22 protein-coding genes are annotated in these 15,822 nt (G+C 32.1%); 17 read left to right on the top strand and 5 right to left on the bottom strand.

The window, feature by feature from the left end; all coding sequences use genetic code 11:
- Nucleotides 1-578: 578 nt before the first annotated feature.
- The 8 genes from H9650_RS13220 (at nucleotide 579) to dnaN (ending at nucleotide 6,510) form a co-directional block, all read left to right on the top strand.
- Nucleotides 579-839 carry a phage holin gene (locus H9650_RS13220; protein WP_154310985.1) on the top strand — a complete coding sequence of 87 codons (261 nt, stop codon included), beginning with the start codon at nucleotides 579-581 and terminating at the stop codon, nucleotides 837-839.
- Nucleotides 840-1,508, top strand: coding sequence for a M15 family metallopeptidase (locus H9650_RS13225; protein WP_191697399.1), 669 nt, complete (start codon nucleotides 840-842; stop codon nucleotides 1,506-1,508).
- Complete coding sequence (locus H9650_RS13230) at nucleotides 1,492-1,743, top strand: hypothetical protein (protein ID WP_191697400.1); 252 nt, start codon at nucleotides 1,492-1,494, stop codon at nucleotides 1,741-1,743. Before H9650_RS13225 ends, H9650_RS13230 begins: the two co-directional genes overlap by 17 nt.
- A gap of 325 nt (nucleotides 1,744-2,068) precedes the next feature.
- Entirely contained in the window at nucleotides 2,069-2,566 is a 498-nt protein-coding gene (locus H9650_RS13235) for an RNA polymerase sigma factor (RefSeq protein ID WP_154310982.1), read from the top strand.
- Entirely contained in the window at nucleotides 2,556-3,203 is a 648-nt protein-coding gene (locus H9650_RS13240; RefSeq protein WP_191697401.1) for a zf-HC2 domain-containing protein, read from the top strand. Before H9650_RS13235 ends, H9650_RS13240 begins: the two co-directional genes overlap by 11 nt.
- A 407-nt stretch (nucleotides 3,204-3,610) precedes the next feature.
- Nucleotides 3,611-4,027: a hypothetical protein gene (locus tag H9650_RS13245; RefSeq protein ID WP_191697402.1), complete on the top strand. Its 417-nt coding sequence runs from the start codon at nucleotides 3,611-3,613 to the stop codon at nucleotides 4,025-4,027.
- Between the two features lie 693 nt (nucleotides 4,028-4,720).
- Nucleotides 4,721-4,867, top strand: a complete 147-nt coding sequence (locus H9650_RS13250; RefSeq protein WP_154310979.1) for a hypothetical protein — start codon at nucleotides 4,721-4,723, stop codon at nucleotides 4,865-4,867.
- 512 nt (nucleotides 4,868-5,379) lie between these two features.
- Nucleotides 5,380-6,510 carry a DNA polymerase III subunit beta gene (dnaN, locus tag H9650_RS13255; protein ID WP_191697403.1) on the top strand — a complete coding sequence of 377 codons (1,131 nt, stop codon included), beginning with the start codon at nucleotides 5,380-5,382 and terminating at the stop codon, nucleotides 6,508-6,510.
- A gap of 148 nt (nucleotides 6,511-6,658) precedes the next feature.
- Here the strand turns inward: dnaN and H9650_RS13260 are convergent, their stop codons facing one another.
- The 3 genes from H9650_RS13260 to H9650_RS13270 all read right to left on the bottom strand — a co-directional run bounded on the left by H9650_RS13260 (nucleotide 6,659) and on the right by H9650_RS13270 (nucleotide 8,931).
- Nucleotides 6,659-6,838 carry a hypothetical protein gene (locus tag H9650_RS13260; RefSeq protein ID WP_191697404.1) on the bottom strand — a complete coding sequence of 60 codons (180 nt, stop codon included), beginning with the start codon at nucleotides 6,836-6,838 and terminating at the stop codon, nucleotides 6,659-6,661.
- 482 nt (nucleotides 6,839-7,320) lie between these two features.
- Entirely contained in the window at nucleotides 7,321-7,470 is a 150-nt protein-coding gene (locus tag H9650_RS13265) for a hypothetical protein (protein WP_154310977.1), read from the bottom strand.
- Between the two features lie 546 nt (nucleotides 7,471-8,016).
- Nucleotides 8,017-8,931 carry an iron-hydroxamate ABC transporter substrate-binding protein gene (locus H9650_RS13270; RefSeq protein ID WP_191697405.1) on the bottom strand — a complete coding sequence of 305 codons (915 nt, stop codon included), beginning with the start codon at nucleotides 8,929-8,931 and terminating at the stop codon, nucleotides 8,017-8,019.
- A 270-nt stretch (nucleotides 8,932-9,201) separates the two neighbouring features.
- Here H9650_RS13270 and H9650_RS13275 point away from each other — a divergent pair, with 270 nt between their 5' ends.
- Nucleotides 9,202-9,429 carry a lactate dehydrogenase gene (locus H9650_RS13275; protein ID WP_191697406.1) on the top strand — a complete coding sequence of 76 codons (228 nt, stop codon included), beginning with the start codon at nucleotides 9,202-9,204 and terminating at the stop codon, nucleotides 9,427-9,429.
- A 121-nt stretch (nucleotides 9,430-9,550) separates the two neighbouring features.
- On the opposite strand, the gene H9650_RS13280 is transcribed toward H9650_RS13275, so the two are convergent.
- Together H9650_RS13280 and H9650_RS13285 are read right to left on the bottom strand one after the other, a co-directional pair.
- Nucleotides 9,551-9,982 (bottom strand): hypothetical protein, encoded by a 432-nt coding sequence (locus H9650_RS13280; RefSeq protein ID WP_191697407.1) that lies wholly within the window; start codon nucleotides 9,980-9,982, stop codon nucleotides 9,551-9,553.
- A 31-nt stretch (nucleotides 9,983-10,013) separates the two neighbouring features.
- Nucleotides 10,014-10,205 carry a hypothetical protein gene (locus tag H9650_RS13285; protein ID WP_191697408.1) on the bottom strand — a complete coding sequence of 64 codons (192 nt, stop codon included), beginning with the start codon at nucleotides 10,203-10,205 and terminating at the stop codon, nucleotides 10,014-10,016.
- Nucleotides 10,206-10,401: 196 nt separating this feature from the next.
- On the opposite strand from H9650_RS13285, the gene H9650_RS13290 reads away from it, so the two are divergent.
- The 8 genes from H9650_RS13290 to H9650_RS13325 all read left to right on the top strand — a co-directional run bounded on the left by H9650_RS13290 (nucleotide 10,402) and on the right by H9650_RS13325 (nucleotide 15,404).
- Nucleotides 10,402-11,322 (top strand): WD40/YVTN/BNR-like repeat-containing protein, encoded by a 921-nt coding sequence (locus H9650_RS13290; protein WP_191697409.1) that lies wholly within the window; start codon nucleotides 10,402-10,404, stop codon nucleotides 11,320-11,322.
- On the top strand, nucleotides 11,306-12,157 hold the full coding sequence (locus H9650_RS13295; RefSeq protein WP_191697410.1) for a hypothetical protein: 852 nt from the start codon (nucleotides 11,306-11,308) through the stop codon (nucleotides 12,155-12,157). The genes H9650_RS13290 and H9650_RS13295 overlap by 17 nt, the downstream gene beginning before the upstream one ends.
- Nucleotides 12,158-12,293: 136 nt before the next feature.
- Nucleotides 12,294-12,626, top strand: coding sequence for a DUF3139 domain-containing protein (locus tag H9650_RS13300; RefSeq protein ID WP_225216078.1), 333 nt, complete (start codon nucleotides 12,294-12,296; stop codon nucleotides 12,624-12,626).
- Nucleotides 12,627-12,820: 194 nt separating this feature from the next.
- Nucleotides 12,821-13,252, top strand: coding sequence for a hypothetical protein (locus H9650_RS13305; RefSeq protein ID WP_225216079.1), 432 nt, complete (start codon nucleotides 12,821-12,823; stop codon nucleotides 13,250-13,252).
- Nucleotides 13,253-13,483: 231 nt separating this feature from the next.
- Nucleotides 13,484-13,930 carry a DUF2262 domain-containing protein gene (locus tag H9650_RS13310; RefSeq protein ID WP_191697411.1) on the top strand — a complete coding sequence of 149 codons (447 nt, stop codon included), beginning with the start codon at nucleotides 13,484-13,486 and terminating at the stop codon, nucleotides 13,928-13,930.
- A 197-nt stretch (nucleotides 13,931-14,127) separates the two neighbouring features.
- The gene (locus H9650_RS13315; protein WP_191697412.1) at nucleotides 14,128-14,658 is read left to right on the top strand and encodes a D-glycero-alpha-D-manno-heptose-1,7-bisphosphate 7-phosphatase; all 531 of its coding nucleotides are present in this window, start codon (nucleotides 14,128-14,130) and stop codon (nucleotides 14,656-14,658) included.
- Between the two features lie 57 nt (nucleotides 14,659-14,715).
- Nucleotides 14,716-14,997, top strand: coding sequence for a hypothetical protein (locus tag H9650_RS13320; protein ID WP_191697413.1), 282 nt, complete (start codon nucleotides 14,716-14,718; stop codon nucleotides 14,995-14,997).
- Between the two features lie 14 nt (nucleotides 14,998-15,011).
- Nucleotides 15,012-15,404, top strand: coding sequence for a group-specific protein (locus H9650_RS13325; RefSeq protein WP_191697414.1), 393 nt, complete (start codon nucleotides 15,012-15,014; stop codon nucleotides 15,402-15,404).
- Nucleotides 15,405-15,822 lie beyond the last annotated feature (418 nt).

The following is a 15,822-nucleotide window of genomic DNA, read 5'->3' on the forward strand; positions in this document are numbered from 1 at the left end:
AACGTACCTTCTTTAAGTTATCTGAACAAAATGTTCATAAAATTAGCTCTGATTTCGATGACTTTTAAGAAAGTCAAAGGAGTAGATGTTTTGTTTTAAAGTGCTGCATTTCTTAGTGCACAGTTAATCGATTTAAATTTACGATTAGAATATTAATAGGTTTAGTAAACAAGGCAATATTGAAATAGAGAATATATTAGTAGGAACGTTCCAATATGGAGCGTTCTTTTTTAATAGAAAATATGTTTTCAAGGGGGCAGTACATGGACAAGGAGGTGGAGAACATGGATGTGTGGTAGGAAAAAGTTCAGCAAGACATTGCAGAATTATAAAATGGACAAACCGTCTTAAAAAGTGAGCAAGACCGAATGAAGCAAGACATCCACAAACTAGAATTATCGGATCAGCTGCAGAACCAAGAGATTAATACTATCAAATCTACATTATCTGAAATCTAGGAAGATACAAATTGGATTAGACGTAAAATCACTGGTGCACTTATTACTGCGGTAATAACAGCAGTCGTTGGAGGAATTGTTGGTATTGCAATAGCAAATATATTCTAGGAGGAATAACACATGAAAATTAACTGGAAAGTACGTTTCAAACACAAACCATTTTTAATATCTTTATTCGCATTAGTGATGTTACTTGCCCAACAGGTAGCATCTTTTTTTGGATTCGATACAACGATTTACAATGAGCAAGCAACAGATTTGTTTAATACAGTCTTAGCAATCCTAGTGTTACTAGGAGTAGTTTCAGACCCAACAACAGAAGGAGTTTCAGACAGTAAGCAAGCCATGTTTTACAAAAAACCACGTGATGAGGTGAAATAAATGGTTGTAGCACTTGAGGAATTAATCAGACGATCCGTTAATCGAATTGGTGCTGTTCATCCTTCTCTGAAGGAATACACAATAGAGTTAATTAAACGATGCTACAAAGAAGATATTTATGTTCAAATATCATCTGGATTTCGTTCAAATGAGGACCAAGCTTATATATATGGTCAAGAGAGACCAAATTATATTTGGAATGGTAAAAAGTATGGTTTAAAAGGAAGTATTGTATCTAATGCTCAACCAGGAACGTCCATCCACAATTATGGTCTAGCTATTGATTACTTTTTAGTCAGTGATGATGGTAATAAATCATTGTGGACAGTTAATGATAAATGGAAACGTGTGGTAGCTATTGCTAAATCAATGGGGTTTGAATGGGGTGGGGATTGGAAGAGCTTTAAAGATTATCCTCATTTGCAATACAACAAAGGATTAAGCATAGCCCAATTGAAGGCTGGACATAGACCTATTTTTCCATCATTGAAAGCGGTAGAAGGGGTTACTAATACTGATAAAATTATGTGGGGCAAGACCGAACTTAAAAAAGGTCAAATCGGTAAGCTGATAATCCTGAAACCTATTAATCTGTGGAAGGACTCTCCACATACTTCTAATAAATTAGAAAAAGTTCGTGTATTGAATCCAGGTGAGGAATATAGCTAATGATATTGCAGATGGAACTATTACTATTTCTAAGACTATAAGAAGTGTATTCGTAGGAACTTATAATAAGGTTGTAGGGCGTTCTAAGAGAAACTTGGATACTTCTTCATCTGTGGAAGAAAAACCTTATCTAAGCAATCCTGTGACTTTCTTTGATTGGTTAAATGAGAAACCTTCTGACTGGGAATCTTTTGAGAGCAAGCCTGTGTATTTAGAAAATTGGTTGGAGTGGTAAGTTTTTTTCATAAGTAGTGATTCCAACTATCGCGAGCAAACTATATTTTATAGGCAGTATAACAATAGCCCCCCTTGAGTAATAGGTAGACGCTATTTGACGCTTACAAAAAAATGATAGCTATTTAAGTTTCGTGCAATAAAAATACTTTATAATATTCCGATCAATTTTCTTTGGTTGAAATGATAAGATAAAATGATTTAGTCACAAAAATAAAAAATAAAAATTGTTGTAACGAATCAACAAATTTCTGGATATATAGATGGTTGACTTTCAAAAATATTGGTTCAGTATAGCAAAATTCTCATTAGAAAGGAGGTAAATCGTGGATAAAGAAAATATATATCAAGAATATGGGGACTTTATTTTTAGGTATTTATTAACCCTTACAAATGATGGTCAATCTGCTGAAGAATTAACGCAAGAGACGTTCTATCAAGCCATTAAGTCCATTGACAACTTTCATCATAATGGAAAAGCAAAATTTTCAACATGGCTATGTTCAATTGCCAAAAACGTTTGGTTACAAGAAATGAATCGCGAAAAAAACAAGCACAAGTTGGTAAACTCATTAAGTGATGAAACGCCTATTTCTTATAATTTAGAAGATGAATATTTTAAAAATGAAGATAAAATTAGTTTTTATAAAAAAGCTCAACTACTGAGTGACATTAAACGTGAAATACTTTATCTCAGATTATTAGGGGATTTATCTTTTAAAGAGATTGGCTCCATTTTAGGCGGAACAGAAAACTGGGCAAGAGTAACATTTTACCGAGCAAAACAACAAATTGGAAAAGGTGGGGAAGATTATGAATCATAGTGTATTTAGAGATTTAGTCCCGAGCTACATAGAAAATTTAACAAGCGAAGAAACAAATAATGAAATCGAAAAACATATGGAACAATGTGAGGATTGCCGACAGTATGTAAAGGAAATGCAGGAAGATTTGTTGGTACAACATACCGATGAGAAAAAAAAGGAGGAGAAAGGTATCGACTATTTTAAAAAGGTACGATCAAAAAACAGAAAAAAGATTTTCATTATTGTAGGATCACTACTATCCATTTTCATTGGTTGTTTCTTCTTCTTCGACCAAATGTGGATTGCAAATGAAAAAAATGTGCAAACATCCATCAAACAACAAGGTACAATGGTTACGCTGTCCTTTCAAACGAAAAATGACAATCGATATATTTTACCAATGAGTTTTAGGGGACAGAAGTATATCTATGAGATCATTATTTATGAAAAATGGAATGATCTTTCAGAACCAGCCAGTATTTTCAAAGATGGAAGTCCTGTCACGTTTACATTTTTAGATGCAAACACATTAATACTAGACAATGGTGAAGAAATGAAACTTACAGATGAAGACAAAATACTCATTCAATATAAAAACAGTACGGAAGAGATACGATTAAAGGATTTATACGATCCAGAAGATAAAAGAAAATGACATGAACATGAATAAGAAAGAACTAGCTGCTACATTAACCTGAGATTATTGTTCCAAAAATCGTCCTTTTCTGAACGAATTTACACCAGATATGTTAGTTGTATGCGAACGTTTTAAAAAAGTATATCCAAAATAAAATAGTTAAATTACTTTAGTGTGTGTGGGTAGATTAGTTCATATTAATATAGCTATTCAACTAACCGGTGCTTAAGTAAAAAGACAATCAAATAAAAATGAGCTTGGAGATACATTTTCCAGCTCATTTTTTATTGTGTAAATTAAATCAATCCTTATATAATGATACTCGTACCAAGGCCAGGCTTATATAAAATTGGTTGGTATGGTAGTAATTAGATTATTATAAGTAATATAAAATCCTCTCATAATGTAACTAGGAGGATGATCATATGTTAAAGATTCTTTTAAAAAGGATATTTACAGTCTTTATTTTAATATTAACCATTACCACAACTGCCTATGCAAGTGACTCAGCTAAAGAAGAAGGCACGGTAATTTATCATGTTAAATACGATTATGATGAAATATCGAAATTTTTGAGAATGAGCAGAGAAGAATACGAGCAAAAGTGGAACCAAGGTTTATCTATATCTGATATGGCTAAAGAACAAGGCATAGAAAGAAGAGAAGTTGAAGGATATTTTTATACTTTTCACTATGAAGAGATGCAGAAGTGGAGGAAAGAAGGTCCATTGACAGAAAAACATTATTTTCACTTAGTATATAATTTAGCTGAAGAAATCGAAGATTTTATAGATAGAAATCCAAATAAATTTAAAATAAAAAAAAAGACCACCAAAATGTAGTGGTCTCAACGTTTTTCAATAATTAATCTTACCCCATAATCCACCCCATAAATACCCCATTTTTATTTTTAGGCTGTAGAATCACATGTTAAATGATTTCTTGAAAACCTTGTTTTATCTACATTTTAATACTATATAGTTCTATACATTAAGGCAGTATGTCATCCGTACGACTGTATACCCATGGGAACGTGAGCAATATTTGAAGATGTATTAATAGTAAAGCGTTGGGGCTGTAAGGCTCCAACGCTTTTTTGTATATTGTAAATGAGGTTATTGGTATGAATTTAAAATGCTACCACATTTCTTTCACGAAATTATTCAAATTCTTTCATGTACTCATCAAATTTATCAATTGAACGTGCAGCAGTCTTTTAAGATATGCACATACATCCGTTGTAATTTGCTTAGATCCACGCTCCAGTCGTTCCTGCATAAATTTCATATGCGCCAGCCTTCATAACTGCTTATATATATCTTGTTTAATGAATGGGCAAAGAGAGCTTAGAAATAGAAACTTTAAGAACGATAAAGCTTCTTTGGTTGCAATAGAAGAAATAAAAAATCACATCCAAACCGACGTAGTTTTTTATTTTTAAAAATTAAAAATAATATAAAAAATAAAGGGTTTTGGATAAAAAAGTAGAATATAACAATTGAGAGATAAAAATGAACTAAAAAGGAGGTAAAATTATGAAAATTAAAAAGAAGTTATTATCGATTGTTGCTTTGCTTATTGTAAGTTTATCTTTTGGAGCAGGGGCAAGCGCTCAACACGTTGGCGAAGGTGATGGTCCTAGGCCAATATGTACTAATAATGGTCATTGTTACTATCCATAATAAGATTTTTAAAAGTTTTTTGAGCATCTCTTCGGAGGTGCTTTTTATTATGAGAAAGAGGATAAGGAATTAATAAGTGAAGCTAATTGCTCTAGGAAATAGGGTGATGAAGTTCCAATAATAGTGGCATAAAATCAGATTAATAAAAAACCATTAAAGGAACAAATCTTTTCCTGTCTCTTTGAACAAAAATAGTTCATGAAGTCACATTCAATACAAAGTGCTGCTTTTTATTATGCTTTAGAAGTGGTGATAAAATGTTTTTCTATAAAACTAAATTGTGGTGGTCTAAACACACCAAGGTTTTAAAAAGTGATATGTAATGTTCCGAGTATTATTAAACTCCTATGAATGATTCCAGTTAGGAAGGGACAGGCTCTGATGCACCGTAGTGATAGGAGTCTGACTAACGGATGGTCTATATTTTTTTCTAAATCATATTACAAAAAGCAGGAGTTATAGTTTAATTTGTCGAATTAGTTTCACTTACATTAAAAAGAGGTGGATCAACTATGGAATTTATAATAGATAATGAATGTATTAATAAGGCAATATCAGATGTTAATAGAGCAGTATCTTTAAAAACAACCTTTCCTATACTGACAGGTATTAAGATAATTGCAAATAATAATGGTTTAACCCTTGTCGGTAGCAATTCAGATTTTATTATTGAAAAGGTTATTCCTTTAATGATTGATGGAAGGAAAGTATTGGAAGTTTATAATCCTGGCAGTGTTGTAATTTCAGCAAAGTTTTTAAGCGAAATTGTTAAGAAATTGCCCGAGAAAATACATATAAAAGTAAACGAAAAACATTTAGTTACCATACAATCCAATGAAATAGTAACAAACTTATACGGATTTGATGCAGAAGAATACCCCACTCTTCCTCAAATAGATGAAAATAAACATGTTACAATTTCTAGTGAAGATCTAATAGAGGCTATTAAACAAACTGTTTTTGCAGTATCAAAAAGCGAGGCTAGACCTGTCTTAACAGGAGTTAACATGTCAGTCAAAGATAGCAGGCTTAAGTGTGTGGCAACAAATTCTCAACGTTTAGCTTTAAGAGAGGTTGCAATAAACTCCAATGTAGATGGAACTTTCATTGTACCGAGTACAAGTTTAAATGAACTAATTAAAATAATTAATAATGAACATAGTGTATTAAATATTTTTTTTACAGACCGGTATATGATTTGTAAATCAAATACACTTTCATTTTTTTCTAGATTAATTGATGGAATTTACCCAAATGTTTCAGGATTACTTCCAGAAAACTCGAAAACAACAATTACTCTCAGTACAAATCAACTATTAAAAAGTATAGATAGAGCTTGTCTCTTTGCGAGTGAATGGAAAAATAATAATGTACATCTAGAAATCATGAATGATTTAAAAATACAAATTTCCTCAAACTCGTCGGAAATAGGGAAAATAGAAGAAACTTTGAACATTAAGGCTATTACAGGTGAAACTAACTTAAATATTTCAATTGATGGGAGTTTTTTAATGGACGCATTAAAAGCAATCAAGGAAGAAGAGATAAGAATAAGTTTTGGCGGTTCTATGAGACCAATCCTAATTGAACCTATTGACAATTTATCTTATCTTCATCTTATTTCACCTGTTCGTTCCTATTAAATAGTACAATTTAGAATGCAAATTAAAATGTACTTTTGTAATTTTTTCATTTAAGGAGCTTAGGCTCTTTTTTTGTTGAAATTCAACTAATAAATATGTTAACACTGTACATAGTTGTAAGTTTAAAAAACATAAAAAAAGACCTTCTTCAATGTCTAATCAGCTTTAGTTCGCTATTCACATGTTCACGAATGAGAAGTAATTCAATAACATCCTGAGATGAATATGAGTAAGGTGCATTATCAGGAATAAGCTCATTGAATTGTCTAACCAAGTCATTAAGGGTGTCTACATAAAAGTCATTTAAATGTAATTCAAATTTTATCAATATTGTTCTCCTTCTTCTTTTTTAGAAGCATGAACCATTCTCTATAATTTTATTCAATTAGTAGTGAAATACATGCATTAAAAATTAAGAAAATAAAAAAGGACCTTTATCTAAGGTCCTCATGTAAACTGAGATGAGAGTAAAATAAATTTCTCAGTTGTTATTTAGCTTATGTAAGTAACAATTTATTGTACAGGCATGACTACTGTAAAAATACAAAATTTCTTTCAAAATCAAAGAAGTTGACTTCTTTTAATAACATCTCTGAACAATACAATAGCGCCAGAGATTGAAACAAGCGCTATTGTATTAAATGATTAAGGCCTGTCTAAACATGGCGCAGATGCACCAGTGCCACAATTAAAAGCTGATGCCGGACTTTGGCCGATTAAAAATGCTGTTAGGCATAAAACAGAGATAAAAAGTTTAATGTTTTTTCGTCTTACCCACTTAATATTAGAGTGTAATCACTTTTACAATAATCACAAGTCCTTAGGTACACATGGAGCATTACTATAATCAGGCTTACAAATTGGAGGTGCTTGTACAGTTGCTGCTGAAGCAATTGTTGTAGATGATAAAGCAAACACAAAGCCAAAAGCGAGTAGTAACTTAGTTATTCTCTTTTTCATTATTTTCACCATCCTTTCAAATATAAGTAAATTATAGACAACGGTTCCAATTTATTCATCGGTCATTTTGAGTGAATTTTCAGTGAATTTAGTAGTGCTTACTAATTAGTAGAATTGACTTTCTAATAGGTAAATATTATTGTATCGATAGAATTTATTTCAGTAGATACATCAAAGAAAAGAAGAATGTAGATACACTAATTGGAGTTAACAAGCAATTTTATGTGGTGCAAAATACAGAGTATTAAACTCTAATAAGATAGACAACATATTATAGCGGCAGGCGACGACTCCATCGGGGGAAGGTAGATAGATAAGCCATCAAAAATGACGCGTGAGCGACGGTGATGGCTTATCCCACCGCGGAAAGTGGAATTCAATTATACTTTGTTCATTGTAAAGTTACTAATTCTTTAGAAATTGAATCAATTGTAAAAAACAATCAGCTTCAGGTAAAATACCATCAACTGATTGTTTAAATTAGTATTCTTCATATCTAAAAATATGCAATCGTACTTACATTAAAGATGTGAGCTTTCTCTAGTATTATTTCTGTAAAAAGGAGCTTTCAAAAAAATCAAGCAAAGTATCTAGAGTAATTGGATCACTGTAAGTAGAAGCTTTTGTGTTTATTTCATATACTTGACCGTTTTTGACGGCAGGGATGTTCTTCCATAAATCTGTTTCTAAAAAAGAGTTATCTACATCAGGATTTTTGCTAAAAATTACATAGTCTCCAGCGAATTCAGGAAGTAATTCTGTGGAAAATGTATATATACCAGATTCAAGAGCCAATTCCTCCACTTTTTCCGGCATTTTTAGACCCATGGCTTGATATAAAATTTCAGTGCCACGTGCATAATTATTTCCGAAAACATAAAACTCCTTATTACCACTTTCAATAACAGAAACAGTAGCATCTTCACCAATTTTCGCTTTAATAGTCTCTCCAGTGGAAGCCGCTCGTGATTTAAAATCCTCAATCCATTCTTTAGCTTCTTTTTCTTTGTTCAGAAGCTTTCCAATTTCCAGCTGCTGATCTAAATAGTCCAGTTTTCCCCATGTAAAAACAACAGTCGGTGCGATTTCATTTAATTTATCAATATTATTCATATGCGAGCCTGCTATAATCAGGTCTGGATCTAATTCAATTATTTTCTCTAGGTTTTCCTCTGTTACAACTTCTACTCCATCAAGTCGTTCTTGAAAAAGAGGGTTCATCTTCGTCCAGTCGTCAATTCCAACGATATTAGCATCTAAAGCCAGTGCGTTTGGGCCATTTGTAAGAGTTATTACTCTTTGGGGATCTGTAGGAACCTCAATAGGTCCAGTTTCAGAATCATATGTAAAAGTATCCGACTTTGTCTCTCCTTCAGTTTCTTCCTTGTTCGTGTCATTGTTCCCACATGCTGCAAGTAAAAGCACTAAGAAAAATAAGGATGTTATAAATAGCTTTTTCATCATGTAAAACTCCTTTTTTATCATTTGTATTTTAAGAAAAGTTGATATTAATTAGTAATGATAATCATTTTCAATTAACTCTCATAAATATTAATTCTATTAATAAAAATTGTCAATATAATATTTTATTTTCATGGTTGGAAATACATGTGTAATATCACAAGGAGGAAAATAATTTACTGGTCCTAATAGAGGAAGATAACAACCTTCTCAAATATTTTTAGTATTTCTGGATAAACTACAAAAAGAGGTAACGAAGGAGGGATAAAGATGGAAATATTATTGAATAGGATTCATGAAGGAATTGAATATCTTACTTCACAAGGTAAACAAATTAACTTAATAAAAATGAACCCTGACATTTTTGATTCTTTGACGCAAGACGAACTTCCTAATGTTAAAATATGTAACGATGCCACAACGGTTTTTGGAGTATCAATGGAAGCAGATGAGAACGTAGAAAAATATGAATTCATTATATCTAGGCCACTTAACTAAAAATAGAAAGGGACTTCTTTGTATAAAATAGAGGTCCCTTCAATATATACAGCTACTGTCTAATAGATTGCAAGGAAGAGGAAGCTTAAAATGTACCGATTAATAATCAGCTTCACAAAACCTATTGGACCTTTTCTAAATCACTTAGGGCTTTTTGCAAGCCTTCCTCGATGCTTTCATTTAAATCTGTTTCGTATACATAAAAGATTAAGCCATTATGGAATTCGTATAGATTATAGGACACAACATTCATGTTTTCCGTCTCTTTTTTAAATTCTTTAAGCCCTTTTTTCCGATCCTCCTCAGAAGGGTAGATATAGATTAAGAATGGTTTGTTATCTAGCAAATATATATTTGGTTTTATGCCGTTTAGCTTATTGCCAAAAATATTACCAAAAATATTACCAATCCTCTCCTTTGGCTCTTCTAGAGTAAGGTGCTGATTTTCAAGGGAGCTAATTACGTCCTTTAAGGTAATAACTTTAGGATCTTGCCCTTGGCAAGCAGTTATTAACACAAATAGAGTGAATAAGAATAAGTAAGCCTTCCTCATCTTAATGCTCCTTATCATTTGTTGTTCTATCTCATTTTGATTTGAATAGTAAGCCTTTGCCGACATACTTACGATAACCCCATATACCGAATGACATGATAGCCACACCTATCATTAGTAATAAAATATAGTCAAAGGAATTTACGTTTATTATTTGATTAAGTGATATACCTATAAGGAGACCACTTATCCCGGCAAATAAAGACCAAAAGAAACGTTTCATTCTATAATCCTCCTCTAAAGTACTGTTAACATTAACAGTCATTTTACTCTACTATCTATATTCTACAAATATTTCCAAAAACCTTGTAGAAACCGCTATAATAGAAGAGAATTAAAAAATGGAATAGGACTAATAACAGTTGAAACTTCAACTAATTTAAAATAGGAATAACAAGGAAACGACAGGAGTATTTTTAATGAAAAAAATAATAATTGGTACTGCTTGCATTATGATAGTTGGTATATTCGTAGGTACTTTATTTTACGAAAATTTAGATGCGATTCCAACGGATTCCAAGCAGAATAATATAACAACATTAGAACAAACAAAGCCACTACAGCCATTCTATGTAGACGATTTAACTGGATATTCTTTAGAAAATGATCAAGTACAAATTACTTTTAATAGTGGCAATGAATGGATTGAAGTTCCTATTGAAAAAGAAAAGTTATTTGAAGGGGAATATTCCGGAAGTAAGACAGAACTGATAGATGATAGCTATATACTTTCACAGGGGCATGCCTATTTTTTATATTCTAATGAAAATGATTCAAACGAAACCAGTATCGAATTGCTTTATACAAAAAATGAAGGTAAGACATGGGGGAATATAGTTGTCGTAGATCGCTATCCTCTAATTCGTTTTCGAAAAGTTGAGTTTTTAAATGATTCCTTTGGTTACGTCATAATTTCAGGTGATCGTACAATGTCACAGGAATGGACAAATGTTTATATTACGAAGGATGGCGGGATGCAATGGAAAGAAGCGACTCATTCGAATATCACCAGATTAATTTCAGATGGGGGATTTGTTAGTGAAGAAATAGGCTTCTTGTCATTTGGGATACTTAACCCTGAAGAACCGGATCTTCATGTCACGCAAGATGGAGGGGCCTCTTGGCGTGAAGCCAATATCAATATTCCAGAGAAATATAACAAAATATTTGTTCTGGCGGAGGTACCTTTTAAAGAAGATGACTACTTAGCCGTCTACATTAATCAAGGACCTAATGGTGATTACCAAGGTGGGAAAGTTAAAGGGAAATTCATTTCTAATGATAACGGAAAGACATGGGAATTTTTAATGGAGGTAACACCAAATGAACCGAAAATATAAAAAAATAGGAGGCTGGTTATTCTTTCTAATGGCCATTGGATTGTTTAGTGTTCAAATGGGATATTTCTTTTTAAAATCAATATATGTAATAGAGTACGTGGATAATAGATTTTTTTACGTGATAAACATATTAATAGTATTAGCCATTTTCCTCTCCTTGTTTCTTCTGCTCACTGTCAATAAAAAGTGGAAAATGATAATAGTGAGCATTACAGTCGTACTTCTATTTATACAAGGGGTTTTTATTACTATCCATAGCTATCAAACTAAACATATTCTAAGTATTTCACCAGATTTTAAAAATGTGTTAGTCATTAAGGAAGATAGGAAAGCCAAACAGGCAAAATACTATAGATCATATTATTGGATATTTGCTCGGGAAAAAGAAATTTTGCCCTATAAAACTAAAAGCGAGTTTAAAGTAAAGTGGGTAGAAAAAGACATTGCCGCTGTTACTTATAAAGCTGCTGATAGTACGATACACCAATATATCGGTACCTATGGGGATCGTGACGAGGGTTCCTATTCTTACGTTGGCCCATCTATCGCTGGACAATGGCAAGGGGATAATGCAATGGTTATCAGTTCACCGGATGGAATTACTGTTATACTCAACGGAAAAACGGAAAAGTTTAAATGGGACAGTGTTGTTCAATTTGGTACATTAGCCGTTGTTTTGGTCCAAAATAACGAAGCAACTTGGATGATAGGTTTATCAGAGAACTTTAATAGTAACTCGAATGAACCAATACCACCCTCAGGAGAAATCGTATTATATGAAGCAACTATGAATAACAACGATCCGATAACTCTGAAGTATCTATCTGCTGAATAAATTATAAATGAGTGCAAGTAAATCCAATCTATCTATATGTATGGATTAATTTATCCACTAACAACTATAACTGATGATTGAAAATTTCTAAATTAAATTTTATATTGCGTTCAAGTTATCCATAGGGGTGTATTAATTGAAAATAAAAATAATAATAAGTTTAGTTGTTTTGGTTGGATTAGCAATTTTAGCTATAGTTGCTACCTATCCTGGCAGTCAAGAGGATGCTGAAGTAAAATATGCTGAATATCTGAATAAACAAGGTGTAGATGATAATAAGATATCATCAAAAAAGATAATTAAAGACTATAAGAATGGTGGGTATGGATTTATAGTCACTTTTGAAGATGATCCTGCTTATAGTTATGAATATTTTTATAATGGTAATAGTAAAAAAATAGTTCTAGTTGTCTATGATGATGGAAAATCAATAGATGAAGGTATGAAATATGAACCTATAAATGATTAATAATAATGCAACATTCTCTACGAGTTAACCTACAAAATCCAAATGGTGTAGACATTTGTCTAATGCTGTTTGAATAACAAGTAAACATCATATTTAATCGTGATGTATTGCTAAAAATTAAACAGAGGTAATTGTATTAAATCCAAATAGTTATAAAGTGGAGCTCAAATTTAAAATTTTAGGGGGAATTGAAATTGAAAAAAATACTCGCTATGTTTTTTACAATATTATTTTTGACTGCTTGTTCTGAGACCACGAAAAACGATTATAAATTTATTGGAGAAAGTGATCATTGGGAAGCTGAATATTTGTATAAAGGAATCGAAAAATGGGGAGAAACAAATGGAACAAAAACGTATTCGAACGATGCCAGCTATGAGTTCGTTTTAAAATACAAAGGTTCATTAGAAGATTTGTCGTCACTACAAAAGCTTGAATACTCTTATCAAACTGATAATAGTAGCGGGAAAAGAATTCAAGAGTTCACAGAACCTCCATCGTCCGTTACATTTTCTTCTTCAGGGGCCTCAAAAGGTGGCTCAAAATTAACCGAAGATGCTGTCATTACAGTAAATGTTAAATGGGGAGATTTAGAAGAATCATTTGATCTGCATAATTTAAAGTAGCATATATGATTTTTACTCCATACAATCTTGGCTTTCTAAGAAAGAAAAGGGGTTCGTAAAATATGCTTCGATACTTTCCATTTCATTAGCTGTGGTATATATATTGCTTTTCTATGTAATCGTCGGCAAAATTTAATTAATGAATAAAATCAATTCATAGGTGAATGTGAACTATCGAAAGTTCTATTATGTAAATTTCTTTCCGAAGATCTATTCAAAGGGGATGATTAGGTGAACTCATCTATTTACAGCAACGAATTGGGGCTGTTTACTTTCAATGAAATAACCAATAACTATGAAAATCATGAAAGTAAAATTCATTGGAGCTTAAATAGTAGTAATTTAGACGATGCCAAGAGGCTGTTGATAATCGCCGAAAAGTTTTTTACATCTATAGATGAGAAGGCAAGAGTATCTGTAGCAACAAATATGATTCATTATAAAAATGATTTTTGGCCAGAATACGATGAAAATGATCCGACTCTAAATTGGGATGAAGTGGATGCTGGGGAATATGATATAACAAAAGAAAAGTTTGCTACGTCTATTTCATTATATGATGTGGAAATAAGTGGAAATGAAATATATTGTGAATTCCGTGATGGCAATTTGTTTGGAGGGCATAGAATACACGCAACCTTTGATCATTGTTTAGACCTACTAGAGGCTAGTATTTAGTTGAGAAAATGGATAGATATTGCGGTTGTAGGAATTATTATATTAATTATCGTTTTAAATATTTTCTTTAAGAGATAATAAATAACATACGTACACACCTTAGCCTAAAACGAAAACATTTTAGGTTTTTTCTTTATAGACTGATAATTATTTTCTTCCGGGGAACACTAGGAGAAAATAATAAAGGTGTGTAAGAGATGAAAAAAGCTGTATTTTTAGATCGCGATGGTGTTATAAACGAAGTACTAACTAATAGAGTTAAATTTGTGAATAAACCGAAGGACTTATATTTCCTGCCAGGCGTACCAGAGGCTATAAAAAAATTAAATACTATCTTTAATTATGTGTTTGTGGTTACCAATCAAGGTGGAGTAGGTCTTGGATATATGAAGGAACAGCAGTTAATTCATATACATGAGCATATGAAGGAAGCTTTAAGGAAGAAAGGAGCGATTGTGAATGATGTTGTCTATTGTCCCCATAAGCCAAAGTCAGGCTGTTCCTGTAGAAAGCCTAATAGTAAATTAATTGAAGATCTTGCCAAGAAGTATGAAATAAATTTACCCTCTTCTTATATGGTTGGAGACACAGATACGGATATTATTGCGGGTAAAAAAGCTGGTACAAAATGTGTTTTCCTTGGAAAAAGTGACCCTCTAGCTGATGCGATATTTTCTGATTTAGCAGGCGCCGCTGAATGGATTATTCAGGATAGTCAAAGTAAGTAAACCGAGAATATTATTTCCTAAACTTAATTGCTGCTCGAAGCAGAAAGGAGCTTGTGTATGAAGATACATTGGATAAATGGCCAATATTCAGAAGATAATAGGATTTTTGATACTAAGAATGAAGTGTATGAATGGTCTAATTCATTGTATGGCGATTTTTTAGGCTACTTAGTTAGTAAAGTGAATGTTGGGTATACAACTCCAGATGAAAAAGTGATTAATTCTCTCGAGAAGCTCATACCAAAATGGGCAAACTATCTAAATATAATGGTTGTTGTGCAAAAAGATAAAATTAACGTAAACAATAAATATCTTTATAGAATTTGGACTTTATTTTAAAGGGGGGAGTTAATATGAATTTTTACATTGCCTCAAATTTTCAGAATATCCATGAAGTAAGAGAACTTGCTAGAATTTTAAAACTTGAAGGTTGGAACCACACATATGATTGGACTAAGAATGAAAGAGTAGATTCGTATAACTTGCTCTCTGAGATTGGCAGAATAGAAAAACAAGCAGTAGTTGATTCTGATTTTCTTGTTGTTCTTCTTCCAGCCGGTAAGGGTAGCCATATTGAGATGGGAATAGCTCTGGGGTTAGAGAAAAGAATTTTTTTATATTCTTCTACGAATTCAAGTTTTGATTTTGACCAAACTAGCACTTTTTATCATGTGGATGGGGTTGACCGTTTTACTGGAGATCTACAATCCTTCGCTCACTATTTAATAGGTATACATCACCAATAACATTAAGGGATAAGTTAGGCAGTTTTTTTGTTAGTATACAAAACAAGACCGATTATTAATGGGAATAAAAACATCCAGATTAAATTTTCATTTAAAACATTGACCATGTTATTATTAATGTTTTTATTGTCGATGTAGTAAAAAAAAGCTCGTACTGCCGTTAATAATACGTAAATGGTTATAGTGAATTTGAGAAATTTCCCCGAGAATACTAGGAGTAAAATCAGTACAAAAGAAGTTAGTAGGACTAGAAAGAAAAAGGAGTTCAATTCATGCATTTTATAGTTAATCGGTATATCCGCAAGCATGATTATTTTTCTAAGAAATAAAAAAATAAATAAATTTATTAATACAATGACGCACACACATATCCCAATTATGTCTATCAATCGCATATAGAAGCCTCCACAAGACGTTA

This window comes from Psychrobacillus faecigallinarum (genome assembly GCF_014836595.1).
Taxonomy (GTDB): domain Bacteria; phylum Bacillota; class Bacilli; order Bacillales_A; family Planococcaceae; genus Psychrobacillus; species Psychrobacillus faecigallinarum.

Bases quoted from the DNA above. Each gene is read 5' to 3' on its own strand.
- H9650_RS13220 (WP_154310985.1), top strand. From the start codon at position 579: ATGAAAATTAACTGGAAAGTACGTTTCAAACACAAACCATTTTTAATA.
- H9650_RS13225 (WP_191697399.1), top strand. From the start codon at position 840: ATGGTTGTAGCACTTGAGGAATTAATCAGACGATCCGTTAATCGAATT.
- H9650_RS13240 (WP_191697401.1), top strand. From the start codon at position 2,556: ATGAATCATAGTGTATTTAGAGATTTAGTCCCGAGCTACATAGAAAAT.
- H9650_RS13245 (WP_191697402.1), top strand. From the start codon at position 3,611: ATGTTAAAGATTCTTTTAAAAAGGATATTTACAGTCTTTATTTTAATA.
- H9650_RS13250 (WP_154310979.1), top strand. From the start codon at position 4,721: ATGAAAATTAAAAAGAAGTTATTATCGATTGTTGCTTTGCTTATTGTA.
- dnaN (WP_191697403.1), top strand. From the start codon at position 5,380: ATGGAATTTATAATAGATAATGAATGTATTAATAAGGCAATATCAGAT.
- H9650_RS13265 (WP_154310977.1), bottom strand. From the start codon at position 7,470: ATGAAAAAGAGAATAACTAAGTTACTACTCGCTTTTGGCTTTGTGTTT.
- H9650_RS13270 (WP_191697405.1), bottom strand. From the start codon at position 8,931: ATGAAAAAGCTATTTATAACATCCTTATTTTTCTTAGTGCTTTTACTT.
- H9650_RS13275 (WP_191697406.1), top strand. From the start codon at position 9,202: ATGGAAATATTATTGAATAGGATTCATGAAGGAATTGAATATCTTACT.
- H9650_RS13280 (WP_191697407.1), bottom strand. From the start codon at position 9,982: ATGAGGAAGGCTTACTTATTCTTATTCACTCTATTTGTGTTAATAACT.
- H9650_RS13285 (WP_191697408.1), bottom strand. From the start codon at position 10,205: ATGAAACGTTTCTTTTGGTCTTTATTTGCCGGGATAAGTGGTCTCCTT.
- H9650_RS13290 (WP_191697409.1), top strand. From the start codon at position 10,402: ATGAAAAAAATAATAATTGGTACTGCTTGCATTATGATAGTTGGTATA.
- H9650_RS13295 (WP_191697410.1), top strand. From the start codon at position 11,306: ATGAACCGAAAATATAAAAAAATAGGAGGCTGGTTATTCTTTCTAATG.
- H9650_RS13315 (WP_191697412.1), top strand. From the start codon at position 14,128: ATGAAAAAAGCTGTATTTTTAGATCGCGATGGTGTTATAAACGAAGTA.
- H9650_RS13320 (WP_191697413.1), top strand. From the start codon at position 14,716: ATGAAGATACATTGGATAAATGGCCAATATTCAGAAGATAATAGGATT.
- H9650_RS13325 (WP_191697414.1), top strand. From the start codon at position 15,012: ATGAATTTTTACATTGCCTCAAATTTTCAGAATATCCATGAAGTAAGA.